At 69.3% G+C, this 23,857-nt stretch carries 21 protein-coding genes; 10 read left to right on the top strand and 11 right to left on the bottom strand.

Annotated elements, in window-relative coordinates; translation table 11 throughout:
• The first annotated feature begins 2 nt into the window (after nucleotides 1–2).
• From tenA to VKA86_01715, 3 genes are read left to right on the top strand one after another with little or no spacing between them, the layout of a single operon-like run.
• Nucleotides 3–686, top strand: a complete 684-nt coding sequence (gene tenA / locus VKA86_01725; GenBank protein ID HKK69907.1) for a thiaminase II — start codon at nucleotides 3–5, stop codon at nucleotides 684–686.
• Complete coding sequence (gene thiE, locus VKA86_01720; GenBank protein ID HKK69906.1) at nucleotides 662–1,336, top strand: thiamine phosphate synthase; 675 nt, start codon at nucleotides 662–664, stop codon at nucleotides 1,334–1,336. Before tenA ends, thiE begins: the two co-directional genes overlap by 25 nt.
• Before the next feature lie 20 nt (nucleotides 1,337–1,356).
• Nucleotides 1,357–2,109 (top strand): Mut7-C RNAse domain-containing protein, encoded by a 753-nt coding sequence (locus VKA86_01715; GenBank protein ID HKK69905.1) that lies wholly within the window; start codon nucleotides 1,357–1,359, stop codon nucleotides 2,107–2,109.
• On the opposite strand, the gene VKA86_01710 is transcribed toward VKA86_01715, so the two are convergent.
• From VKA86_01710 to VKA86_01700, 3 genes are all read right to left on the bottom strand, one after another.
• The gene (locus VKA86_01710) at nucleotides 2,110–2,814 is read right to left on the bottom strand and encodes a protein-L-isoaspartate(D-aspartate) O-methyltransferase (GenBank protein HKK69904.1); all 705 of its coding nucleotides are present in this window, start codon (nucleotides 2,812–2,814) and stop codon (nucleotides 2,110–2,112) included. It lies immediately after the preceding gene.
• A 155-nt stretch (nucleotides 2,815–2,969) separates the two neighbouring features.
• Nucleotides 2,970–4,172 carry an amidohydrolase family protein gene (locus VKA86_01705; GenBank protein ID HKK69903.1) on the bottom strand — a complete coding sequence of 401 codons (1,203 nt, stop codon included), beginning with the start codon at nucleotides 4,170–4,172 and terminating at the stop codon, nucleotides 2,970–2,972.
• On the bottom strand, nucleotides 4,172–5,509 hold the full coding sequence (locus VKA86_01700; protein HKK69902.1) for an amidohydrolase family protein: 1,338 nt from the start codon (nucleotides 5,507–5,509) through the stop codon (nucleotides 4,172–4,174). The genes VKA86_01705 and VKA86_01700 overlap by 1 nt, the downstream gene beginning before the upstream one ends.
• A gap of 312 nt (nucleotides 5,510–5,821) precedes the next feature.
• Between VKA86_01700 and VKA86_01695 the strand changes: the two genes are divergently transcribed.
• Entirely contained in the window at nucleotides 5,822–6,235 is a 414-nt protein-coding gene (locus tag VKA86_01695) for a globin domain-containing protein (GenBank protein ID HKK69901.1), read from the top strand.
• Between the two features lie 41 nt (nucleotides 6,236–6,276).
• On the opposite strand, the gene VKA86_01690 is transcribed toward VKA86_01695, so the two are convergent.
• Together VKA86_01690 and VKA86_01685 are read right to left on the bottom strand one after the other, a co-directional pair.
• Nucleotides 6,277–7,080 (bottom strand): ion transporter, encoded by an 804-nt coding sequence (locus VKA86_01690; protein HKK69900.1) that lies wholly within the window; start codon nucleotides 7,078–7,080, stop codon nucleotides 6,277–6,279.
• Between the two features lie 80 nt (nucleotides 7,081–7,160).
• Entirely contained in the window at nucleotides 7,161–7,838 is a 678-nt protein-coding gene (locus tag VKA86_01685; GenBank protein HKK69899.1) for an SDR family oxidoreductase, read from the bottom strand.
• Between the two features lie 148 nt (nucleotides 7,839–7,986).
• Between VKA86_01685 and VKA86_01680 the strand changes: the two genes are divergently transcribed.
• The gene (locus VKA86_01680) at nucleotides 7,987–8,349 is read left to right on the top strand and encodes a hypothetical protein (GenBank protein HKK69898.1); all 363 of its coding nucleotides are present in this window, start codon (nucleotides 7,987–7,989) and stop codon (nucleotides 8,347–8,349) included.
• A gap of 11 nt (nucleotides 8,350–8,360) precedes the next feature.
• Here VKA86_01680 and VKA86_01675 read toward each other — a convergent pair whose 3' ends face one another.
• Both VKA86_01675 and VKA86_01670 read right to left on the bottom strand, forming a co-directional pair.
• Nucleotides 8,361–8,924: a hypothetical protein gene (locus VKA86_01675; protein ID HKK69897.1), complete on the bottom strand. Its 564-nt coding sequence runs from the start codon at nucleotides 8,922–8,924 to the stop codon at nucleotides 8,361–8,363.
• Nucleotide 8,925: 1 nt separating this feature from the next.
• Nucleotides 8,926–9,495, bottom strand: coding sequence for an NUDIX hydrolase (locus tag VKA86_01670; protein ID HKK69896.1), 570 nt, complete (start codon nucleotides 9,493–9,495; stop codon nucleotides 8,926–8,928).
• Between the two features lie 150 nt (nucleotides 9,496–9,645).
• On the opposite strand from VKA86_01670, the gene VKA86_01665 reads away from it, so the two are divergent.
• Nucleotides 9,646–11,799, top strand: a complete 2,154-nt coding sequence (locus VKA86_01665; GenBank protein ID HKK69895.1) for a hypothetical protein — start codon at nucleotides 9,646–9,648, stop codon at nucleotides 11,797–11,799.
• A gap of 9 nt (nucleotides 11,800–11,808) precedes the next feature.
• On the opposite strand, the gene VKA86_01660 is transcribed toward VKA86_01665, so the two are convergent.
• Nucleotides 11,809–13,041 carry an ABC transporter permease gene (locus VKA86_01660; protein HKK69894.1) on the bottom strand — a complete coding sequence of 411 codons (1,233 nt, stop codon included), beginning with the start codon at nucleotides 13,039–13,041 and terminating at the stop codon, nucleotides 11,809–11,811.
• Nucleotides 13,042–13,300: 259 nt separating this feature from the next.
• Between VKA86_01660 and VKA86_01655 the strand changes: the two genes are divergently transcribed.
• From VKA86_01655 to VKA86_01645, 3 genes are all read left to right on the top strand, one after another.
• Complete coding sequence (locus VKA86_01655; GenBank protein ID HKK69893.1) at nucleotides 13,301–14,008, top strand: kelch repeat-containing protein; 708 nt, start codon at nucleotides 13,301–13,303, stop codon at nucleotides 14,006–14,008.
• Complete coding sequence (locus tag VKA86_01650; GenBank protein HKK69892.1) at nucleotides 14,005–15,876, top strand: hypothetical protein; 1,872 nt, start codon at nucleotides 14,005–14,007, stop codon at nucleotides 15,874–15,876. Before VKA86_01655 ends, VKA86_01650 begins: the two co-directional genes overlap by 4 nt.
• Before the next feature lie 80 nt (nucleotides 15,877–15,956).
• A complete protein-coding gene (locus VKA86_01645; protein HKK69891.1) occupies nucleotides 15,957–17,480 on the top strand; it encodes a hypothetical protein in 1,524 nt (507 codons plus the stop codon).
• Nucleotides 17,481–17,519: 39 nt separating this feature from the next.
• Here the strand turns inward: VKA86_01645 and VKA86_01640 are convergent, their stop codons facing one another.
• Together VKA86_01640 and VKA86_01635 are read right to left on the bottom strand one after the other, a co-directional pair.
• On the bottom strand, nucleotides 17,520–19,169 hold the full coding sequence (locus tag VKA86_01640) for a pitrilysin family protein (protein HKK69890.1): 1,650 nt from the start codon (nucleotides 19,167–19,169) through the stop codon (nucleotides 17,520–17,522).
• A 13-nt stretch (nucleotides 19,170–19,182) separates the two neighbouring features.
• Nucleotides 19,183–20,592 carry a pitrilysin family protein gene (locus VKA86_01635; protein ID HKK69889.1) on the bottom strand — a complete coding sequence of 470 codons (1,410 nt, stop codon included), beginning with the start codon at nucleotides 20,590–20,592 and terminating at the stop codon, nucleotides 19,183–19,185.
• A 338-nt stretch (nucleotides 20,593–20,930) separates the two neighbouring features.
• Here VKA86_01635 and VKA86_01630 point away from each other — a divergent pair, with 338 nt between their 5' ends.
• The gene (locus tag VKA86_01630) at nucleotides 20,931–22,589 is read left to right on the top strand and encodes a glycoside hydrolase family 30 beta sandwich domain-containing protein (protein HKK69888.1); all 1,659 of its coding nucleotides are present in this window, start codon (nucleotides 20,931–20,933) and stop codon (nucleotides 22,587–22,589) included.
• A gap of 89 nt (nucleotides 22,590–22,678) precedes the next feature.
• On the opposite strand, the gene VKA86_01625 is transcribed toward VKA86_01630, so the two are convergent.
• A partial coding sequence (locus tag VKA86_01625; protein HKK69887.1) for a hypothetical protein occupies nucleotides 22,679–23,857 on the bottom strand: 1,179 nt, incomplete at its 5' end.

Genomic DNA, 23,857 nt, shown 5'->3' with positions numbered 1-23,857 from the left:
CGGTGTCGACCGGCTTCGCCCGGCAGCTGCGCGAAAGGACGGCGTCCGTCTGGGACGCCGTCCACGCGCATCCCTTCGTCACCGGCATCGGCGACGGCACGCTGCCGACCGAAGTGTTCACCTTCTACCTGGCCCAGGACCATGCCTACCTCGACGGCTTCGCGCGCGTGCTCGCGGTGGCCGCGGCCAAGGCGGAGTCGCTCGACGACATGCGCCGTCTGGGCGGCCTGCTCGCGCTGACGCTCGAGGAGGAGATGGAGATGCACCGCCGCACGTGCGCGGCCTTCGGCATCACGTCCGACGAACTCGAACGCACCGAGCCCGGCCTGGTGACCTCGGCCTACACCAGCTACCTGCTGCGCACCTGCTACGAGGGCTCGATGACCGACATCCTGGCCGTGCTGCTGCCGTGCGCGGCCGGCTACGTCGAGATCGCCCAGCGGCTCCGGGAACGCGGTCTGCCCGACGTCGAGCACTACCGTGAATGGATCGAGACCTACACCGATCCGTCGATGGTCGAACTCGTCGAGTGGCTGAGCGAACGCGTCGATGCGATGGGCGCCGAGGCGAGCGAGGCGGCCCGCGTGCGCTGGCTCGACCGCTACCGTACGAGCGCCCGCTACGAACTGTTGTTCTTCGACATGGCCTGGAGGCGCGAGACGTGGCCGTCGATCGTTCCCGCCTGAGGGACTGGCGGGTGTACGTGGTGACCGACGCCGGCCTCTCGCGAGGACGGTCCCACGCCGAGATCGTCGCAGCAGCCGTGTCCGGCGGGGCCGACGTGATCCAGCTGCGCGACAAGGAGGCCTCGGACGACGATTTCCTCCGGAGCGCCCGTGCGTTGCTGCGGATCACCCGGCCCGCCGGCGTGCCGCTGATCGTGAACGATCGCGTGTCGGTGGCCGTGGCCGTCGATGCCGAGGGCGTACACGTGGGCCAGTCGGATCTCACAGCCCGGGAAACGCGACGGCTCATCGGCGACGATCGCATCCTGGGCGTGTCGGCCGAGTCGTTGGACGACGCCCGGCGCGCGGTCGACGACGGCGCCGACTACGTGGGCGTGAGTCCGGTCTTCGACGCCCGTGCCACCAAGGCCGACGCGGCGCAGCCCCTCGGCCTCGAGGGCCTGGCCGAGATCCGGCGACACTGCGGTCTGCCGCTCGTGGCGATCGGTGGCATCGACCACGACAGCGCCGCCTCGGTCATCGCCGCCGGCGCCGACTGCGTGGCCGTGATCAGCGCCGTGGTCTCGGCCGACGACGTCGCGGCCGCCGTGCGTGCGCTGCGTACCGCCATCGACGCACCCCCTCGACAGGCCCCCGGGGGGATCGGGTAGGGTCAGCGCAGGAGGTCGCCGTGCACGAAGCACCCACCCGCCGCGCCGAGATCCGATTCTACGAGGAGTTGAACGACTTCCTCCCGCCCGAGCAGCGGAAGCGGTCCTTCGAGACCACCTTCCACGGCTCCCGCTCGGTCCTGGACCTGATCCAGGCCCTCGGCGTGCCGCACACCGAGATCGACGTGATCCTCGTCGACGGCGAGTCGGTCGGCTTCGACCATCGCGTCGAGGGCGGCGAACGCATCGCCGTGTACCCGACCTTCGAGCGCTTCGACGTGTCCTCGGTCACGCGACTGCGGCCCGAGCCATTGCGCGAGCCGCGCTTCGTCTGCGACGTGCACCTCGGTCACCTGGCCCGCGACCTGCGCACGCTCGGCTTCGACACGTCGTACGAGCGCGAGCTCACCGACGACGAGATCGTCGCCCGCGCCGTCGACGAACACCGCATCGTGCTCACCCGGGACCGTGGCATCCTCGACCGCCGCGCCGTGACCCACGGGCACTGGATCCGCACGACCGACCCGGAGGCACAGGTCGTCGAGGTGGTCCGTGCACTCGACCTGAAGGACTCGATCGAACTCTTCACCCGGTGTCGCGAGTGCAACGGAGAACTCGAGGCCGTGGCCCGGGTGACGGTGCACGACGAGGTCCCGCCGAAGATCTTCGCCGAACACGACGAGTTCACGCGGTGTTCGGGATGCGGGCGCGTGTACTGGCGCGGCTCGCACTACGACCGCATGCGCGAGCGACTCGGCGAGCTGCTGGACTGATCAGCGCGGATCCCGCGTGACCGGCACGAAGCGCACCGGCAACAGCTCCCGGGTCTTCACGCGCCCGTCCTCGGTCTTCTCCACGAGGATCAATTCCTGCGCTCCGCCGTCCGGCCCGAGCGGCAGGATCATCTTGCCTCCGGCGACCAGCTGGTCGAGCAGGGTCTGCGGCAGCTCCGGCGCGGCGGCCGTCACGATGATGCGATCGAAGGGCGCGGCCTCGGGCCAGCCCGCCCAGCCGTCGCCCGCGCGCACGTGCACGTCGTCGTAACCCAGCTCCTGGAGCGTGGTGCGCGCGCGCCGGGCCAGTTCGGACACGATCTCGACCGTGTAGACCTCCTCGACGATCTCGGCCAGCACCGCGGCCTGGTATCCCGAACCGGTTCCGAGTTCGTACACGCGATGGTGCGGACCCAGGTCGAGCGCCTCGGTCATGAAGGCCACGATGTAGGGCTGCGAGATCGTCTGCTCCCGCCCGATCGGCAGCGGTCGATCGGTGTAGGCCTGGTCGCGCAACGGCTCGGGTACGAAGTGATGCCGCTGCACGGTGCGCATGGCCCGCAGCACGGTCTGGTCCTCCACGCCGCGCGCGGCGATCTGTTCGGTGACCATCTGCATGCGGCGCTCGCGGTAGGACTCGCCCGCGACGACGAGCGACGACACTGCGATCGTGAGCATTCCCAGCAGGATCGGGATCCTCGGCATGACGGCGACCTCCCCTTGGCGTTCGTACCGGCACCCTACATCGTGTGCGCGGCACCGGCCCCCGGGCGGATCCCCATGGTCGCGGATACCCGCTGCGCCGAGCGTGTGTCGAACGGCACGGGCCCCAGACCCCGGTCCGGAACCCGCCCCGTCGTTCACTTCGCCTGCCGGCTCACGATCTCCCCGTCGATCACCACGCCGACGCAGTGCGTCGTGTACTCGAAGGGATCGCCGTCGTACAGCGCCAGGTCGGCGTCCTTGCCCGGCTCGAGCGACCCCACGCGGTCGTCCACGCCGAGGATCGAGGCGGGGACGATCGTCAGCGCCCGCAGGGCGACCTCCTCGTCGAGTCCGTAGGCCACGGCCATCGCCGCCTCGAACAGCACCACGCGGGTCTTCGGCACGTAGCTCTCGAATCCGCTCTGGAAGGCGAAGGGAATGTTCGCCGCGGCGAGTTGCGCGGGCATCGTCACGGTGACGTTCTCGGTCTCCGACACCGAACCCGGCCGCCCCGGACGCGTCATCGTGGGATGCACGACGACCGGCACGCCGGCCTCGGCGATCTCGTCGAGCACCAGGTGCGCATCGGAGGCGCCGTCGAGGACCAGACGGAATCCGAACTCCCGCTGCAGCCGCAGCGCCGACAGGATGTCCTGGTGACGATGGGCGGTGATCATCAGCGGAACCTCGCCGTCGAGCACTCGCGCCAGGGTCTCGAGCCGCAGGTTGCGGTCGGGATCGTCCTTCTCGGCGTGCTCGCGCGCGTCGATCAGGGCCTGGCGGAGGATCGCCACCGCCTTGCTGCGGGTGCCGGGCACCGTGCGGCCCGATTCGGTGGCCCCGTCGCCGAGGGTGGCGGCGACCATCACGCCGGTGGCCAGCGCGGCGGCGTCGGCGTTCTCGCCGGCGGTCTTCACCACCATGGTCCGGCCGCTCACGACCTTGCCCGGACCGTGGCCGGTGTGCAGCGTGGTCACGCCCAGGTCGCGCACCCACGACACCAGACGCTCGCGGATGTTGAAGGCGTCGATCGCCCGCAACTCGGGCTGGATCGCCTCGCTCGCCTCGAGCTGGTCCTGGTCGGCGTCCACGTTGAACTGTCCGGCCAGGCCCACCACCGAGCGGGCGTCGATCAGGCCGGGCAGGACGACCTCGGCCTCGAGCACCTCGTAGTCGCTCGGCACGTCGATCTCCGACACCGGGCCCACGCGCACGACCCTGCCGTCCTCGATCAGGACCACGCCGTCGGCGATCGGATCACCCGCCATGGTGTGCACGGTCGCCCCGCGTACGGCGAGTTGGGCGTGGGCGGACGACGAGACGAAGAGCAGCAGCAACACGATCAGGGGTGTCCTCATCACTTCGCCTCCAGGCTTCCGTGGCAGCACCAGGTCAGGGCCTGCGGCCGGCTGGCACCGTAGCCGCCCTCGGCCCACAGACGATCGTCCTCGTCGTCGAGGTCGAACACGCGCTCGCCCTCGACCCAGGTCTCGAGCACGCGCGTGCGCAGGGCCAGGGGATCTCCGCTCAGGATCGCGAAGTCCGCGTCCTTGCCCACTTCCAGCGAACCGATGCGATCGGCGAGGTCGAGGTGCTTCGCCGCCTCGATCGTCAGCGCGCGCAGTGCCGCCTCGCGGCTCATGCCCGCGCGCACGGCGAAGGCGGCCGAGCGCAGGAACCACCGGCTGTCGGTGATCGGGTCGTCGGTGTGGATCGACACGCTCACGCCGGCGTCCTCGAGCACGCCTCCGGTCTTCCAGACCAGATCGACCGCCTCGTGCTTGCCGCCCGGACTGTCCAGAAGGATGATCGAACAGGGCACGTCGGCCGCGGCGATCTCGTCGGCCACCTTCCAGGCCTCGCTCACGTGGTGCAGCACCACGCGGAATCCGAACTCCTCCTGCAGGCGCAGCACGGTGAGCACGTCGTCGTGCCGGTGCGTGTGGTGATGGACCACGCGCGCGCCGTCGAGCACGTCGAGCAGGGTCTCCATGCCCAGGTCGCGGGGCGGCATCTTCGCGGGATCGCCGTCAGCCGCCTCGATCTTCCGGCGGTAGTCCTGGGCAGCGACGAAGGCCTCGCGCACCAGGGCCGCGGCCTTGCCACGTGTGCCGGGGAAGGGCTTCGCCTTCTGGCTGTTGGTGCCGTTGGCCATCTTCACGCCGCCGGCGACCATGCCGTCGTCCATGATCAACAGGTCGTCGATGGTGCCACCGTCGCGCAGCTTCAGGTAGAGCGTCTGCCCGCTCAGCAGATGGCCCGAGCCGGGCATGACGTTGGCGGTGGTCACGCCTCCGGCCTGGGCCTTCTGGAAGCCGGCGTCGCGCACGTCGATCGCGTCGAGCGCGCGGCACTCGGGCTGGATCGGCTCGCTGCCGTCGGCCGCCCACGGACCGCCCAGATGGCTGTGCGTGTCGACGAGGCCGGGGATGATCGTGGCGCCGTCGAGTTCGTGGACGTCGGCCGCGGCCGGAAGGTCGACGTCGTCGGACTCTCCGACGTGCGCGATCACGCCGTCGTGCACCACCAGTGTGCCGTTCTCGATCGTCTCGCCGGCCATGGTCAGGATACGCGCGCCGGTGAAGGCCTGCGCACGGTCCTGAGCCGTGGCCGGCGGAGCCATCAGCAGGAGCACCGGCAGCGCGATGGCCACCACGGACCACCGCCGTCCGGCGCGGGACTCGGATCGGATCATGTCGTTCGTTCCAGCCGAGAAGGGGAAAAGGAATCGCACAGTGTAGGGCATCCACGGTCGTCAGGGCCAGCGCGGTGCATCGGACCCGCTGGTCCGGCCGTTGCACCAGCCCCGGGCCATGAGACCCGCGACGACGCCGGGCGGGAATCCCGCGCAACCCCGGGACACCACTCGGCCCACCCCGAACCGAGCGGCAATTCGACGACCCGACGGAATCGAACGTCGGGGACTCGCAATCCGCGGTACCGATTCGCAAGCGCTCCGTTCATTCGCCGATCCCGGCCTCGACTTCGCTCCAGCAGAGGAGACTTCGTGAGCCCCGAGCAGAAGACACTCGTCCTGCAGAGTTGGAAGAAGGTCGAGCCCGCCACGCCCGAGGCGGTCGACCTGTACTTCAAGACCCTCTTCGCCGTGGATCCCGGTCTGCGCATGACCTTTCCCGAGGACCTGGATCGCGAGGGCAAACGGCTGTTCAGCGTGATCTCGACCGCAGTCCGCATGCTCGACCAGGTCGACGAACTCACCCCCGTACTCCGGGACTTCGCCGAGCACTACGAACGACGGGGCGTGCGCGATCGGGACTTCAGTACGATCGGCATCGCCCTGATCAACTCCCTGCGCCACCAGTTGGGGCCGGAGTTCGACGCCGCCACCCAGGAGGCCTGGATCGACGCCTACTCGCTGATCTCGGGAATCGCCCTCGAGAGCCAGGCGAGCGTCGCCTGAGCCACGACAGCGGGGCGTCGGCCGTATGGCGGCCGGCGCCCCTACAGCGCCTCGCCACAGTACTTGCAGAACCGCGCATCGGGATCGTGGCCCTCCGCCGCGCAGCTCGGACACGCCTGTGTACTGACCTGCGCGTGTCTCCGACCCGCCAGGCCCAGCTCCACCGTCACGATCCCGGTCGGGACCGCGATCACGCCGTAGCCCAGGATCATCACGAGCGAAGCCAGAGCCTTGCCCAGGATCGTCTGTGGGGCGATGTCGCCGTACCCGACCGTGGTCATGGTCACGATCGCCCAGTACATGCTCTGAGGGATGTTCGTGAAGCCGCTCGCGTCGCCCTCGATCAGATACATGGCCGCGCCGACGATCAACACCACCGTGAGGACGAAGGTCAGGAACACGATGATCTTCCGCGCACTCTCACGGATCGCCGAGCTCAGCACATCGGCCTCGCCGACGAAGCGGACCATCTTCAAGACGCGGAACACGCGCATGAGGCGCAGTGCACGGATCACCAACAGGGACTGTGAACCGGCGAACACGACACTCAGGTAGGTGGGCAGGATCGCCAGCAGGTCGATCACGCCGAACGTGCTGACGGCATAGCGCCAGGGCCGTCCGATCACCGCGAGCCGGACGGCGTACTCGACCGTGAAGAGCACGGTGAAGAACCACTCGATCGTGCGGAGCAGGATCCCGTGTTCGGCCCGGATAGAATCGACGCTGTCGAGCATGACGGCCGTGACGCTCACGACGATGCTCACGAACAACGCAACGTCGAAGGCACGCCCTGCGGGTGTGTCTGCTTCGAAGACGACTTCGTGAATACGGTTGCGTAGGCTCATGACGTCGGTGGGGCCTCGGGGGAAGGACCCGCCGACGCATTGTTCGCGAAGCCCCCCGACGAATCAAGCGCCCAGCGTTCTCAGTGACAGATGCCGTAGCCACTGTCGACGGCCAGCACCTGACCGGTGACCCAGCTCGCGTCGTCCGACAACAAGTAGTCGATCGCGGCGGCGACGTCGCGGGGCCGACCGATCCGACCGAGCGGGTGCCGGTCGTCCATGCGCTTGCGTTTGGCGTCGCTGTCGATGAGCCCCGACGCCAGCGGCGTGTCGGTCAAGGATGGCGCCACGCAATTGAATCGCACACCGCGAGGGGCGTATTCGGCCGCGAGCGTTCGCATGAGCCCTTCCACCCCCGCTTTGGCCGCGGCGATCGAGGCGTGGAAGCCGAGTCCGTGACCCGCCGCCACCGTGCTCACACCGACCACCGACGCTGCTTCGGACTTCTGCAGAGAGCCGATCGCGTGGTGCAGCACACGGACGAGCCCGCCGACGTTGATCTCCCAGTCACGACGGAACGTGCCCATGTCCAGACGAGGGAACGGCGCCAGTTCGATCGTGCCGGGGAAATAGACCAGCCCCTCCAGCGTCTCGGGCAAGTCGGGAAGACTCTCGTCGGCGACCACGTCGACGACGGCGTCGAAGCCTTCCTGCCGGGACCACTGCACGAGTCGGGTACCTCGATCCCCGAGCCGGGTGCTCAGATCCTGCGCAATCGCGGACCCGGCGCCGACGACGAGAACGGTGGAGTCGGTCATGACATCTCCTCGGAACGAGACACGGCGGTCGTACCGTTTCCATCGATCGGTTCGGGCTGTTGGATGCGACGGAGCTTGTCCCGCGCGATCGCGCGGGCTAGGCTGACGCCCGAACTCCGAATCGGAATGCTCAGAGAGGACGCGAGCGATGGGCCTGCACGTCGAGACCGAGGATCGCTGGGTACGCTTCGTGTTCGAGGGCGCGACCGCAACGCGTGACGTGTACGCCATGTTCCACCGGGCCTTCGAGCATGCGGCCCGCGACGCCGAGCTGCTGATCGACCTCCGCGCCTCGACCTCGCTCGCCGAGCGCACTCCCGAGCTGGTGCGAATGCTCACCGAGTTCGTCCTGAACCACCCCCAGCGCCCGGGCCACCGCGTGGCCGTGGTCGTCCCCCCGGGGCAGGCCGAGCGGTGGCGTCCGATCGCCCATGACGCGTGCACGAACGCGTCCGACGAGTTCGAACTCTTCGAGGAATCGGCCGCGGCCGAGACCTGGCTGGCCGGCTGAACGCGCGGTGGTCAGGCAGCGCCTGCGGTCTCGGCGTCCTCCACGGCTCCGAAGGGCCACCGTACGAGCAGGATCAACACTCCGGCGGTCACCGACGCCACGGCGAGAATGGTTCCCACGTTGCGCAGGTTCCAGCGAAGGTCGCAGACCGAACGGACGACCAACAGCTGCACCAGCACGGTCACGCCGGCACTCAGGGCCAAGGCCGGAGTCCCGGACCCCGGCCAGGCGAGCGACTCACGGCCGGCGGGGACCAGAAGAGCGGGCAGGCCCACGGCCAACCACCGCAACCGCGCCCACCACGCCGACCACCAGGCGTCACCGGTGACGTCGATCGCCGTGCCTTCGGAGAAGGACGCCGTGAAGGGTATTCCGATCGCCACCAGGGCGAGCAGGACACCGGCGTGCGCCAGGAACACCGCCCCGAAGACGTCGTCCCACCGTACAGGGAGCGCGAACTTCAACACCGGGACCTGGACGGACAGGGTACCCGCCACGACGAGGAATGCGTACGCACCAACGACCTCGAAGGTCGCCGGCCAGATCAGATGCGCGAGCCCGATCCCGAGATCCACGTCAACCGTCCTCCCGGACCCGCCGCAGAGCCGAGTGGAGGATCGCGGCCACCGACTTGGCATCGCGGATCCGACCGTCCTCGACAGCCTGGATGGCCTGATCGAAGCGCCACGACTGCACCTCGATCACTTCGTCCTCCTCGTGGGCGGTCCCCGTGTCCACGAGATCGTGGGCCTCGAACAACCAGATCACCTCGTCGGTGAACCCCGGGGTCGTGAAGATCGCTCCGAGCGGCTCCAGCCGTCCGGGGAGGTGCCCGACCTCCTCCTGCACCTCGCGCCGGGCACAGACCGCCGGGGGCTCCTCGTCGTCGATCTTGCCGGCCGGGACCTCGAGGATGTAGCCGCCCATCGCGTGGCGGTACTGCCGCACCAACAACACGGTGTCGTCATCGACGAAGGGGAGCGCCGCCGCAGCCCCGGGATGGCGGATGGACTCGAGCGTGGCGCGGCTACCCCCGGGGAGGCCGACAGCGGCCTCGTCGATCTTCAGCAGCCGGCCGTCGAAGACGCGATGCTCTCCGTGCACGACGACGCCCGGGGCGGACTCGACTCCTTCGTGGCGCGGCATCGGCAACCTCCCGGTCGGGGGGGACGGCCAGACTAGCAGCCCCCCGGAGCGTTGCCAACGGACCGCCGTCCGGTTGACGCGGACATCGGCTTCCATGCACCTTGCACAGTAGCTCTTCCGTTCGTCCCTTTGCTGGACAGAAGGCGAACCATGCTCCTCCATCGGCGGCTCGTCGTCGTCCTCGTTGCCGCCGCGAGCCTCTTCGGCGCCCCGCGCGCCGGCGCGAACCCGAGCTTCGCGATCGCGGACCGGGACGCGGCGACCATCCGGGGACTGGTCGGCTCCCTGGCCGCCGACACCGACGACCTGTCCGGAGAGTTCGATCGCGGTGTGGTCACGCTCGCACGGACCATGCTCTACGAATTCGATCGCTTCGACGCGAGCCGCACCGAGAACCGGATCCACCTCGTCCGGCGCGACACGACGGCTCCTGCCCGCTCGGTGCTCCCGGTCGATTCCCGTTTCGTGGAACGGGCACGCGGTTGGATCCTTCGAGCCGACGGCCGCTTCGAACGCACACCCGAGCTCGGCGGGCCGGACGCGGACGCCGCTCTCGAGGACGATCGTCCCCTCGCGCTGGAGTTCGGCGACCTCGGCCCCGGGGACGCCTTCGGCTGGACGGTGACCAGCGCGCTGCCCTTCGGGGTGGAGCACCGGGCGGAACACCTCTCGCAACGCTGGCCCACGCTGCGCACCCGGATCCACGTCCGGAGCGCGCGGCACCTGAGCTACCGCGTCGAAGCCGTCCACTGCGACGACCTGCCGGTGGCCGTCGAGGTCCGCGAGCGACGCGACGGCCACCCCTCCTGGTACCAGGTCGACGCCGGACCGATCCCCGCGCACCGCGAGGCCGTGTTCGCCCCGCATCCCGTGGTCCACGAGCCCTTCGTGCGCGTGGTGCGCCGCGGACGGTTCTATCGCGAACTGGGATCGTGGGTCCTGCAGAACGACTGGGACGTGTGGGCGGCACTCGAGATGGGTTCGCCGAGGGTCTGGCTCGACGACGGCGTCGAGACGCGCCGGCTCGCCTCCGAGCTGACCGCCCGCGGAGGCACCGAGATCGACCGCGCCGACGCCCTGTACGCCTGGGTCGTCCAGAACATCCGACTGGAACGCTCGCCCTTCCCGGCATCGGTCTTCGAGGACGCCGACCGGACGCTGAACCTCGACCCGCTCGGACTCGAGGATGCACTCGAGTTGAACGAGGGGCCGTCGAGCTTCTACGGATGGCGTCCGCCTTTCGAGTGGGAGACGAACGAGGTCACCGGAGACCCGCACATGGGCCGGTACGACCGTCCGGCCACCGTGCGGCCGGTCGACGAGGTGATCGCCTCGGGGCAGGGGAACGGGTTGGAACGCGCCGCCGTCCTGGCGAGCCTGATCCGCGCGGCGGGACTGGACGCTCTGATCGGATTCGCGCGCGACGACCGCCTCGGACCCGTCGATGTCGAGGCGACCGGCCGATGGCAGTTCACCGACGCCCTCGTCACCCTCCTCGGCGCCGACCGCATCGCACAACGGTGGTACTGCCCGTCCCGCGAGGATCTTCCGGCGGGAAGGCTGGGGCGCGGTCTCCGCCGTGTCCCCGTACTCTTCGTGGATCCGACGATCGACGAGCAGATGCGCAGCCTCTGGAACACCGTCTGGCGCGCCGAGGGCAGGGTCCCGGAACGTGTGATTCCTCGCTACCTCGCGGCCATGGGTCGCGAGACGTGGACGCGAACACTCAGGACGCCGGCGGGAGAGACCCTGCCCGTCCAGACACTGGTCGAGGTCCTGCGATTCGGCCCACGAGCCGTCGCGGCCGCCGCCGACGTCCGCATGGCACCCGCGTTCGACCCGCACGCCTACTGGGCACGTCGCTTCCCTTCGGCCGCCGACAGCACGACACCACTCGCCACGACGCTGGCTCTCGATGCCCGACACCCGACGGGGGGCGCACCCTGGGAGATCGATCCCTCGTCCGTCTACGGACACGGCCCGCTGCACGAATGGACGTCGCCCCGACGTCTTCCCGTGACCTTCGACCGGACCCGCGAGTACCGGTGGTCGGTGTCCTTGCCGCTGCCCGCGAACTGGAAGGGCGTGGCTCCGGTCGACCCCGTGAGCTTCGACCACGATGCGGTGCACTACCGCGCCTGGATGGTCGGCGGAAAGGCGGCGGTGGTCCTCGAACGGCAACTCGTGCTGCGAGCGGGAACGGTCGAAGGCGACGATCTCCACGATCTCGACGCGATCGTCGCCTCGATCCTCGCGTTCGAGGACTCACCGATCGTCCTGCGGTCGACTGCGGACTCGCCCTGACCCCGGGGTTCACTCGGTGCGCATGGCCTCGACCGGCGACAGACGAGCCGCACGGCCGGCAGGGACCACGCCGAAGACCAGTCCGACGACCGTGGCCGTGGCCACCGCGAAGGCCAGAGAGGGAAGCGTGACGGCGGCGTAGACGTCGGCGGCGCTGATCGCACGCATGACGTACGTGGCCAGGTAGGCCCCGGCCACTCCGAACACGACCCCGAGAAGACTCCCACCCGCACACAGCAACACCGACTCGGTCAGTAGTTGCAGGCGGATGTCCGAACCCCGCGCCCCCACCGCCCGCCGCACGCCGATCTCGCGCGTTCGCTCGACCACCGACACCAGCAACACGTTCATGATCCCGATGCCGCCCACGAGAAGGGCGATGCCGGTGATCGCCCCCATGAACGCCTTGAACAGCAGGATCCCCTGCTGGGCCTGCCGCAGACGGCCCAGGTTGGCGTCCAGGGTGGCGCCCTCGCGCCACTCGGGATGGGCGTCGTCGAGCCACGCCTCGATCGCGGCCAGGGTCGACTCGGAGCGCTCCATGCGGTCGATCTCGAGCACCGTCTGTGCGAGCACCCGCTCGGAGGGGTCGATGTCGAGCTGCGCCGACAGCGGTAGCGGGACGATGACCGCCGGCGTGTCGCTGCCGGTCTCGACCACACCGATCACGGTCAGGGTCCGTCCCTCGATGACCAATTCGCGGCCGGGAACGGAGTCGGCGGGGGTGTCCGGGAACACGGCCGGGGTCACCAGGGCCACGTCGCGTTCGTTCTCGAGGTCGGCGACCGTGAAGTCGCGCCCGGTGCGCAATCCGGACGGACCCAGGCCGATCGCCCCCGGCGTCACCCCGAGCAGCGCGACCGGATCGGTCCCGCCGTTGTGATTCTCGATCTCGCCGTGCGTCCGATGGAACGACGCCGCGCCGCGCAGGTTGTCGACGTCGTCGGCGAGGGACCGCACGTCGGCCGGCGACAGGACGAAGCGACGCGCCTCGCGCAGGGGCACGCGACGGCCGTCGACCGTGGTGTGCGTCCGCGGTTCGAGCACCACCATGGCCAGCGAGGTCGAGGCGTCGATCTGGGCCCGGACGTAGGCCTCGATGCCGTCGCCCACGGCCAGCACGGCGCTCAGGGCGGCCACCCCGATCACGATGCCCAGCGTGGCCAGGGAGGTCCGCAGACGGTGCTGGGCGAGCGACCGGGCGGCGTCGACGACGACGTGGCGGACGAGCGGGCGGACCATCGGCGATCACCTCGAGTGGGGGTGCCGACAGGACGTCCACGGAGCTCGAGGGGTTACGCCTTCGCCGCGCGGTCCGGCCGTTCGTCGGTGCCCACCTCGATCGATTCCTTCCAGCAGCGAGAGGCCCACAGCATGTTCCCAGTGCCCCGACGGCATCGCCGCGTCGGCGCCGTCGACCCAGCGCCTGTTCCTGTTCGGCGGCCGCGACGACGCGACCCCGCCGAACGTCCACGACGACCTGTACCTCTTCGACTCGGCGGTGTCCGACTGGATCCCGTTGTCGCCGAGCACCACCGCCTCGAACGGCCGCATGCCCGGCGCGCGCTACGGTGCGAGCTTCGTCGCGCTCGACTCCGACCACTTCCTCCTGTACGGAGGATTCGGCCCGACGAACGGGACCTACGCCGAATGGTGGATCTATGACGCGGCCACCAACGAGTGGACCGACCTGACCGACCCCGTCGACATCCCCGCCGCGCGTTTCCGCGGCTTCGCGGCCGCCGCCGGAACGGGAGGTCACGCCTACGTGTACGGCGGTCTGTACGCCGACGGTTCGACGAGTGACCTCTACGGCCACTACCGGTACGTGGGTGGAACGCAAAACTCCTGGAACGAGGGGACGTTCGGATTCGGGGGACCGGGACCGGTCGCCCACGCCTCGTTCGAGCGGGTGTCGAGCCGGGCGGACCGGACGAATCGCCTGCTGCTGTTCGGTGGCCTGGCCGGCCAGGGACCGCGGCAGGAGTTCACCGACGACACCTGGATGTTCGGCAACGTCGGCGGCGATCTCACCGGCAGTCGTGTGGTCACGGGCTTCGACGACGTGCGTCCTTCCGCCCGCGGCCGCCACGCCAGCGTGAGCTTCCGTCGCGGCAGCGACATCGTGTGCATGATCTTCGGCGGAACCGACGGCCTCGGCTCCGTGCGGAACGACACCTGGATCTGGGCCCCCGGAGGTGACCGGTGAACCGCATCCTGATCCTCGCCACCCTGCTGGTGGTCGCCGGATGCTCGGGCGACGACGAGAACGCACCCCTCGCACCACCGCTGGCCGAAGAGGTCGTCGACGCCAGCGGGGGGACCCTGCGCGTTCCCGACGACGGGATCACCCTCGAGTTCCCGCCGGGCTCACTGTCCGACGCCACCACCGTGACCATCCGCGAGGCCTCCCGGGCTCCGGCCGACGTGATCGGCCGCGCCTACGAGTTCGGTCCGAGCGGTGCGCAGTTCGCCGAGCCGGTCGAGTTCCGCTTCGACTTCCTGGCCGGCGATCTGGCCGACGCCACGTTGCCCCACGAGCTGGCCCTGCTCAGGTGGGACGACGGCGGCTGGACGGTGGTCGAGGGCGCCCTGGTGGAAGCCGCCGGCAGTGCGAGCAACGGCACGCTGACCGTTCCGTTGCAACACTTCTCGACCTACGCGGCCGCGCGCGTCGACGGCGTGAACACCTTCTACGGCACCTTCGGCTTCGGCCCCGACGACGTGTACGCCTACGGCCGCGAGTCCGACGGCGACGGACGCATCGTGCACTGGAACGGCAACGACGTCGCCACCGCCCACACCGTGGCCGGCGGCCGCTTCTTCGACGGCTGGGGCGCGGCACCCGACGAACACTTCGCCCTGGCCTACGACGGCACGGGGCGGATCCTGCGCAGCCCCGACGGCACGACGTGGACGGAGGTCGCCACGAATCCGGAGGCCCTGCTCGCGATCCACGGCAACGGGGCCTGGCGGATCGCCGCGGGCTACGGCCAGACCATCGTCGAGAACGATGGCAGCGCGTGGACCGCCGCGACCGGTGTGCCGACGGTTCCCGGTTTCCCCGTCCCCCGTCCCCTGCACGCCGTCGTGGTCACCGGCCCGGGCGAGGCCTTCGCCGGAGGCGACGACGTCCTGCTCGAGCGCAGCGACGGCGCGTGGTCGGTCGTCGACCTCGGCAACGAACTCACGGCGCGCTTCACGGTCCGCGGGCTATGGGCCCGAGCAGCCGACGACGTCCATGCCGTGGGGTGGGAGACCGTCCCCGGTCAGCCGCGCGAGCCGATCGTGCTGCACTTCGACGGTACGGCGTGGACGGTCGAGCAGCCGGGCGCATCGCTTTCGGGCCTGCTGAACGGCGTGTGGGGCAGCGCGAACCGCACCTTCGCCGTGGGCACGCGGGGAACGCTGCTCGAGGAGACGGCCTTCTTCGCGCCACAGATCGTGCAGACCAACGCGAACCTCTACGACGTGTGGGCCCACGACGACACCACGCTGGCCTTCGTCGGTGCCGAGGGGATCTTCACCCATCCGGGCGTGTCCGACCCGGGCACCGGGGGCAGCGGCGACTGCAGCGGCACGGCCGACGTGTTCCTCGACTTCCGGGCGAGCAGCGGAGCCACCTCCACGCTCGACTGCAACGCGAGCCGCACCGTACGGGGCTTCCCGGTGAGCGTACGTGAAGTGCTCCCGGCACAGGCCGGCGACTTCTTCGACTGCGACACATCGCAGTCGCCGTGCAACGGTTCGATCGACGGCACCGCCCGCGGCGCCGACACCTTCCTGTTCTTCGAGAACTGCAGCCGGGTGTCGATCGACCTGAGCGGCGACGCCCGCACGCTCGGCTGCGTGGAGATCGATGTCGTGGACTTCTGCGACGACGGCTGCGACGGCGGACTCGGATCGCGCACGGTGGCCTTCCTGTACGACGCACAGGACCAGTTGATCGACGTGCAGGGTTCGCTGCTGAGCGGGGCCGAGACGCTCGAGCTCGATGCGAGCAGCGGCCGCGCGGCCCGGTTGGACATCCGCTTCACCTACGGAGGACTCGAGGGCGTGCGGTTGTTCTTCGACTGACGCGCACCGCGACTTGACGGCGGCCCCGTTGCCGGGTTCGCTGGCACGGATCTTCCCGACGCCCACGGAGCACGCACGGCGTGCCCGGCGAAGAGGACCCGACCGTGCCCTCCGGTTCCACGACTCCGCACGCAGTTTCGATCGCCGGTCGCGGACTCCTGGTCGTGGTGGCCGCGGCCCTGGTCGCCCTCGTGTTCGCGCGCGCGCTCGACGCCGAGCTCGACCGCGACGAGTCGATGTACCTCACGGCCGGCGCCCTCGCCGACGACCACGCGCTGTACGAAGACCTCCCCTTCCTCCAGATGCCCTACGCGGCGTGGATCCTGTCGCCGTTGCTCGACGACGCCACCTCGCGCTCGGTGCTGCGGACCGGTCGTGTGTTCACGGCGAGTGTGGCGACGGTCTGCCTGGGCCTGCTCGTCGTGCTGTCGATGCGCTTCGGGGCGGGGGCGGGACGCGGACTCGCACTGGCGGTGTTGCTCGCCTTGCAGCCGGCCTTCGCGTTCGTGGCCGCGCACGCGAGCAATCATCTGCTGCCGGTGTCCTTCGCGCTCGCGGCGCTGGTGGTGGCGACCACGTGTGGGCCGCGACGGCCCCCGTGGCGCGCAGCGGTCGTGGGCCTGCTGGTGGGCCTGGCGGTGGGCACGCGGCTGACCTGGGCGATCGTGGCCATCGGTGCGCTGGCCGCGGCGATGATCGATCCGCGGTCACGGCATCGGTCGCTGCTCGGGCCGGCCGTGCTCGGATTCGCCGTCGCCCTCGTGCCCGTGGTCGTGGCGTGGGTCCAGGCACCGCAGGAATTCCTGTTCCAGAACCTGGGCTACCACGCGCTGAACCGCGCGTGGGCGACGGGCGTCGAACCCTTCGACACCGGCCGCGGGGCCTTCCTGCGGTGGTTGCGCGCCGAGACGACCGACCCCGCGCTGCCGGCGGCGATGGCGGTCGCGCTGGTCGCCCTCGGGCTCCGGCTGCGTGCCGGGATCGGTGGGTGGCCGCGGGCACTGGCCTTCGGCGTGCTCTGCCTGGGCGTGGGACTGGCGACGGTGGCTCCGTCGCCGTGGTGGCCGCAGCACGCGGCGATCTTCCTGGTCGGACTGGCGGTGGCCACCGTCGTGTTCACCGCGCGGATCGAACACCGCCTGTTCGACTCCCTGCTGCTGGTCGCCGCGCTCCTCGCCGCGGTCGGTCCCCTGCGGTACGAGGCGGCCGTCGTGGGTCGTCTGTTCGATCCGGAGACCTGGCGGACGTCGCGTTTCGAACACACGGTCGCGCCCCTGTCCGACGTCGACCCGGGCGGACCGGTGACCACTCTGTCACCGCTCCACGTCCTCGAGGCCGGGCTCCCCGTCGATCCGCGCAGCACCAGCGGACCCTTCCTCGTGCGCGTGCGCGACCTGATGGATCCCGTACAGGAACGCCACGACGCCGGCGGCAGCGACCTGCTCGAGATCACGCCGCGGGTCACCGCCTTCCTCTCGGGCGTCGAACCGCGCTTCGAAGGCGACGTGGAGGAGCGACTGGAGCGCGCGGGCTTCGAGGTGCGCGCCCGGACCGAGCAGGGAGCGGTCCTGTGGGTGCGGCCCACCGGCGTAACGGGGAGATGAGGGCGGACCGGCCGTGCACCGGCCCGCCCCCGAGCGGGATCACCGCGCGTCGGGCTGCGCGGCCTCCTCGTCGATGAAGTCCCGCGACTCGAACAGCGCCCGCACGGGCACGACCCGCACGCGGTCGGGATCGACGTCGAGGCGATGGTGCGCCCACACCGCGTCGAGACGCAGGGTCTCGAGGCGGTTCTCGGGCACTTCCCACAGGGTGGTGCCGTCGTCGAGCTCGGTGGACTCGAGCCGGTAGTCGGCCGGCTGCTTGCCGTAGACCACGCCGTCCTCACGGATGCTCTGCGCGAGATCCCCGGCCCGGCTTCCCTCGGCCACCAGCAGGATCTTGAGGTCGTCGGTCGACATGTAACGGCGGATGGCCGCGTTCACCTGTTCGGTGGTGATGGCGTCGATGCGGTCGAGGTAGCCCTCGAGGTAGCCCGGCTCCATCCCGAAGTAGGCGTCGTCGACCTTCGCCGCGAGCAGTCGCGAGGCGGTCTCGGCGTAGTTCAGGTACAGCACGCGGGCCTTGTTCTTCGAGGCCTCGACCTGCTCCTCGGTCAGGCCCTCCGCGATCATCCGCTCGTACTCGTAGACCGCGGCCTTCAGCAGGTGATGGGCGTGATCGCTCGAGACCGGGCGGATCCACACGCTGAAGTAGTTCTCCGTGCGCGGGAAGTTGAACGGCGGGAACAGCGCGTACGGCCGGTACGGGAAGTGCTCCACGTAGGAGTAGTCGCCGTAGTTGTAGCCGCGCTCCTCGCGGATCTGCTTGTACAGGACGCCGTGCGAGTCGCGGTGCGTGCCGAGGTGCACGTTGGCCACCCACAGCGGCCAGAAGTCCTCGTCGCGGCGGTCGACGGGCAGCGGATGGGCGAAGTGCACGCCGGTGGCGCCGGAGTCGGCCACCTTCACCACGACCGCCTCGCGGCCCTCGATCGCGGGCGCCGGGAGCGGCTGTGGCGTCTCCGGCTCGTTCAGGGCGCCGCGGGCGTTGCCGCTGCCGGCGAGGGCGCCGACCACGGTGTCGATCACCGTCTCGTCGGTGGTCGACATGCCCACGATCATGTTCGCGGGTCGGTAGTGCGCGTTGAAGAAGCCCCGGACATCGGCCGCCTCGATGGCGGTGACCCCCTGTACCGTTCCCGACACGGCATGGCCACGCGGCGTGCCCCCGAACACGTAGTTGTCCAGCGCCTCGAGGCCCACCATCTCGGTCTGGGTGTAGCGGAGAGCACTGGTCAGGTAGGTAGAGGCCTCGTTCTTCAGACGCGCGATCTCGTCGGCATCGAAGCGCGGCGACGCGAAGAGCGGCCGCAGGACCTCGGTGACGTAGCGATCGAGCACGTCGCGGGGGATCACCATGGAGAAAGTCGTGGTCTCCTTGCCGGCGCTCACCGAGGGGTTCGCGGCCCCACCCCAAGCACTCGTGCGGCGGGCCAACTCTTCCTTGGTGACGATGGCGTCGGAGGGCCCGAAGCCGCCCTCGAGCAGCGCATCGGCGGTGATCGAGGCCAGACCTTCCTTGCCCACGGGGTCGTGCATCGATCCGGCCTTCACCATGATCCGCACTTCGATCAGCGGGGAACTCGAGTCGAGCGTGACGACCTGCGGTCCGTCGGCGGTCTGCCCGAACGCAGCCGGCGCGAGGATCAGCAGGAACAGGGCAACGACGTGCCGGAACTCTGGAACGGTCATCGTGGTCTCCTTCCTAGCGCGCGCCCTCGGCGCCACCGACGAGGGTCACGACGACCTGATTGCCGTCGACGAAGTACTGCTGCGCGAAGCGGTCGACGTCCTCGGGGGTCAGCGCCTTCACGCTGGCCACCAGCTCGTCGAACACGGCCAGATCGCGTTCGAAGCGGTAGTACCAGGCGAAGGTCGACGCGGCGTCGGCCGGACTGCTGATCCGCGACAGCAGGTCGTACTGGTACTTGCTCTTCAGCCGTTCCAGCACCTCCTCGGCGTCGTCCCGCTGCGAGAACCACTTCAGGTCCTCCACCGCCGACTCCATGTCGGTCAGCGCTTCCTCGATCACTTCCTGCCCACGTTCCTGGTGATCCGACAGGAACAGCACCGACTGCAGGACGAAGGGGCCGGGCCCGAAGGACTCGTACTGGGCCTTGCCCAACGACAGGGACGAGGCGATCTGCTTCTCCGAGCGCAGTGTCTGGTACAACGGTGCCGTCTCGCTCACCAGCAGCTCGGGCAGGACCTGACCCACGGCGGTCTCCACGCTGCCCGTGCGGTGCGGCGGCATCCGATAGGTGAGTTGCACACGCGGCGGGATCTCGGCCGGCCAGTCCACGCGCTCGCGCTTGGGGCCGTTCACGGGCGGGGCCTCGCCGGCCGAGGGAATCTCGCCCCTCTCCCAGTCACCGTAACCCTCGCGCGCGGCGTCGAAGACCTCGTCGCGCGTGACGTCACCGCTCATCACCAGCAACGTGTTGTTCGGCCGGTAGAACTCCTCGTAGAACGTCACGGCCGCCTCGTACTCGTTGGGCATGTCCTTGACGTCCTCGAGGTAGCCCATGGCCGTGTGGCCGTAGCCGTACTCACCGTACATGGCGGCCAACTGCACCTCGGACACCCGCAGCGACGGGTCGGCGGCGTTGTTGCGGTACTCGCCGAGCACCGCGCCCGCCTCGGTCTCGAAGATCTTCTCGGTGAACTGCAGGTCCTTGAAGCGTCCCTGCTCGAGATCGTGCAGCATCTCGAAGTTCGACTTGAAGGTGACGGGGTGGTAGAAGGTCACGTCGAACCAGGTCCAGGCGTTGTTGAAGGCGCCCATGTCCCCGATGGCCTTGTCGTAGCCACCGACCTCGTCGCCGTACATGTGGCGGAACATGATGTGCTCGAAGAGGTGCGCGAGACCCGACTGGCCCTCGATGGTCTCGTTGCGCGCACCGGCCAGCACCATGGCGTTGTAGCTGAGCACGTCGGCGAATTCGGGCATCTCGATGGCCAGGACGTGCAGGCCGTTCGGCAGGATCTCGCGGTGGACGGGGTAGGGGAAGAACCCGGTATGGGTCTCCACCTCGCTGGACGTCGCCGGGGTCGCCGGTAGAGCGGCGAGCGCCAGAGCGGCGACGAAGGTCCAGGTCGGTCGTGCGAAGCGCATGACGGGCCTTTCCGACGGGGATGGATTCGTGGAACAGGACGACGAAGACCCCCTGGAAGGACGGAGCACCGCGTTCGACGGCGATCCGGATCGCTCCAGGAGGTCGGCAGCCCCGGGATTGTAGGGAAGGGCGAGACGGTTTTCCAGGGGCGAACCCGGCCCGGCAGGGGGCCGGTGACCACCGGGGACGAGCACCGGACGGCTGTTTCCGCCTTCGCCCCGGTCGATCCTGGCAGCGTGAGGGGGGGCGGATCGCCGGCGGCTCCGTTCCGGGCTTGGCCGCTCAGCCCCGAGTGCTATCCTGCGGCCTCGTTCCGCCTCCCGGAGGATGCTCACCCGTGAAACGCCTCGCCGTCCTGACCCTCGCCCTGGTCGCGGCCATCGCCACGACCACCCACGCCACCGTGACGACGACCACCGAGATCCTGGTCACCGCCGAAGACGGACGCGCTCTCGCCCCGCTCGAGAACGTCGATTTCGTCGAGCGCGACGCGAAAGGACCGTCGATCCGCGTGTACCCACGACGCGCGCGGCACGCGGTCGAGGGCATCGGCTCGTCGATCACCGAGTCGTCGGCCTTCGTCCTCGCCCACCTCGATCCGCAGCGGCGCCGCGAAGTCATGGCCCGGATCTGGGGCCACGAGGGGGCGAACTTCTCGATGACGCGGACGCACATCGGCTCGTGTGACTTCACGGTCGAGGGCAAGTACTCCTATGCTCCCGAACCCGGCGACGACGACCTGTCGTCGTTCTCCATCGCGCCCGACCGGGCCGGCTTCGATCCCGATCGCCACGCCGGCGTGGTCGATCCCGACTACGACCTGTTGCCGATGATCCGAGAGGCGCTGGCCATCAAGAACGCGCAGGGCGACGCGCTCCGGATCGTGGCATCCGCGTGGACGGCCCCACCGTGGATGAAGAACACCGGGGAATGGTTCATTCCCAGCAGCGAGGAGAACGACTGGCAGGGAACCGGTGGCTCACTGCTGCCGCAGCACTACGGCACCTACGCCGACTACCTCGTCCGCTATCTCGACGCCTACCGCGCGGCCGGTGTCCCGATCTGGGGAATCACACCCGTCAACGAACCCCATGGCAACGGTGGATTCTGGGAGTCGATGCACTTCACGCCGCAGGAACAGAACACGTTCGTCAACGTCCACCTCGGCCCCGTGCTGCAGATCCGCGGCTTCGGCGACACGAAGCTCTTCGTGTACGACCAGAACCGTGACGGTCTCGAGAAATGGGCCCAGGTGATCTTGACCGACCCCCGCTCGCGCGAATACGTCGACGGCGTCGCGGTGCACTGGTACTCGAGCACGGTCGACGTGTACGAGGACACGATCGCGCGAGTCCGTGCCGAGTATCTACGCTACACGCTGTTGCACACCGAGGGCTGCATCGACGATCTCGGACAGGAGGCCGGGCCGGGGATCGAGGATCCGGACGGTTTCGAGGAAGAGGGCTGGTTCGACAACGACACCTGGTGGTGGAACCGCAACGCCACCGACTGGGCCTACACCGCCACCTGGGCCGGCGAGAGTGCGGCCGACCACCCCATGTACGTACCCGTCCACCGCTACGCACGCGACGTGATCGTGGGCCTCGACCACGGCCTGAGTGGATGGATCGACTGGAACGTGGTGCTCGACCGCCATGGCGGACCGAACCACGTGGGCAACTTCTGCGGCGCGCCGATCATGATCGACACCGAGACGCAGAAGATCCATTTCACGCCGATCTTCCACGTGCTGTCGCAGTTCAGCCGAACGATCCGCCCGGGCGACCGCGTCTTGACGACCGAACGCACCCTCGGCGGCCTCGGCAGCGACGACCTGCACGCCTGTGCGACCCGCGCCGACGACGGAACGGTCACGGTGCAACTGCTGAACACCACGAAGGATCCGCTACGCGTCGATCTGGAGGTCGACCTGAGCGTTGCCGCGATCGACGTGCCGGCGAACGCGATGCAGACGGTGCGGTTCGAGATGGAGTGACCGGGCCACGACACGGCCCGCCCTCCACGACGACGAACGGCAGCAGGACCTCTCCGGTTCGCCCTCGTCGAGGGGGCGGAAGTCGGGCATCAGTTCTGCAATGTCTCGAACCGCGCCCAGTCCTCGCCGGCCACCCGCTCGCGCAGCGCGGCCAGGTTGATCGCACCATCCGCCGCGGCTTCCCCCTGGATCTTCTTCTGGAAGGCCTCGGCCTTCTTCGCCAGGCCGTAGTCGTAGACCAGGGCCTGCACGCCGGTCCACGCCGCCGGAATCGTCCCCGGCTCGCAGCCGGCGCACTGTGGAGCGTAGTAGCGGACCTCTCCGTCGGCGTCGACCCGGAGCACGGAGTCGGTGATCTGTATGAAGTGCTCCCAGTCCTCGTCGAGCGGGCCGAGAGCGGGATCGCGGAACCGGGCGATGGTCACCGGTACGTCGGCCTGCTCCATCATGACGGCAGCCAGCATGATCTTCTCGACCTCGGTACCCTGCCGCTCCCGTACCACGTCGCGCAGCTCGTCGCGAACACTGCTTTCGGAGATCATGGGACCCTCGAGCAGTTCGATGTCGTCACGCACCCACGCGGTGATCGCCGCGGCCTTCTCGTGCTCGGTCTTCTTGCCGGTCGTGATGGCCGACAGGGTGATGTCGAGTCCGTCGGTGTCCTCGGCCACGGCGGCGACAGCGGCGGCGGACTGGGCGGCGAAGTTGTTCCAGCCGGTCATGTCCAACCAACCCGCCTGCACGAAACCGGAGTCGTCGGGATCGACGTACAGCTCCTCGAGCACCAAGGCCACGTGAGGGTAGTCCCTGGGGAACGGCCGACGACGGGGCGGATCCTCGTAGGCCACACGCGCCCGCGCGTTGATCTTCACGGTCATGGGGCGTCCGTCGCGGCTGTCCTCTTCCTTGATCTGCAGCTCGTCGGCCTCGATGCCGTGCCAGTGCGGCTCGTAGGCGTACTGGTCGGCGCCGTCCACACTGATCGCCATGTACACGGTCGGAAAGAGGTCGGCCGCTCGCTCGACCACGGCCATGTAGGGTTCTTGCTGGGAGATGATCGTCGAGTACCCGATGACATCCCCTTCTTCCACCACTCCCCAATCGATTGCCGCTCGGTCGACCCCGATGTCCTCGGGCCCTTCTTCGAACTCGACGGTCGGGCGACTCACGATCGTTCCGTTGCGCCAGACGAAGGCACTTGCGGTCTCGACGCGATCGGCATCACCAACGGGGGGTGCGGTGAAACGCTCGGGCAGAGCATTGAAGTC

It is taken from the genome of Candidatus Krumholzibacteriia bacterium (genome assembly GCA_035268685.1).
Lineage (GTDB): Bacteria > Krumholzibacteriota > Krumholzibacteriia > JAJRXK01 > JAJRXK01 > JAJRXK01.
Note: the sequence above shows the minus strand (reverse complement) of the source record. Positions and strands in the feature narration are given on the sequence as shown.

Bases quoted from the DNA above. Each gene is read 5' to 3' on its own strand.
- VKA86_01680 (HKK69898.1), top strand. From the start codon at position 7,987: ATGGGCCTGCACGTCGAGACCGAGGATCGCTGGGTACGCTTCGTGTTC.
- VKA86_01710 (HKK69904.1), bottom strand. From the start codon at position 2,814: ATGCCGAGGATCCCGATCCTGCTGGGAATGCTCACGATCGCAGTGTCG.
- VKA86_01640 (HKK69890.1), bottom strand. From the start codon at position 19,169: ATGACCGTTCCAGAGTTCCGGCACGTCGTTGCCCTGTTCCTGCTGATC.
- VKA86_01690 (HKK69900.1), bottom strand. From the start codon at position 7,080: ATGAGCCTACGCAACCGTATTCACGAAGTCGTCTTCGAAGCAGACACA.
- VKA86_01700 (HKK69902.1), bottom strand. From the start codon at position 5,509: ATGATCCGATCCGAGTCCCGCGCCGGACGGCGGTGGTCCGTGGTGGCC.
- VKA86_01705 (HKK69903.1), bottom strand. From the start codon at position 4,172: ATGAGGACACCCCTGATCGTGTTGCTGCTGCTCTTCGTCTCGTCGTCC.
- VKA86_01635 (HKK69889.1), bottom strand. From the start codon at position 20,592: ATGCGCTTCGCACGACCGACCTGGACCTTCGTCGCCGCTCTGGCGCTC.
- VKA86_01685 (HKK69899.1), bottom strand. From the start codon at position 7,838: ATGACCGACTCCACCGTTCTCGTCGTCGGCGCCGGGTCCGCGATTGCG.
- VKA86_01665 (HKK69895.1), top strand. From the start codon at position 9,646: ATGCTCCTCCATCGGCGGCTCGTCGTCGTCCTCGTTGCCGCCGCGAGC.
- VKA86_01660 (HKK69894.1), bottom strand. From the start codon at position 13,041: ATGGTCCGCCCGCTCGTCCGCCACGTCGTCGTCGACGCCGCCCGGTCG.
- VKA86_01670 (HKK69896.1), bottom strand. From the start codon at position 9,495: ATGCCGCGCCACGAAGGAGTCGAGTCCGCCCCGGGCGTCGTCGTGCAC.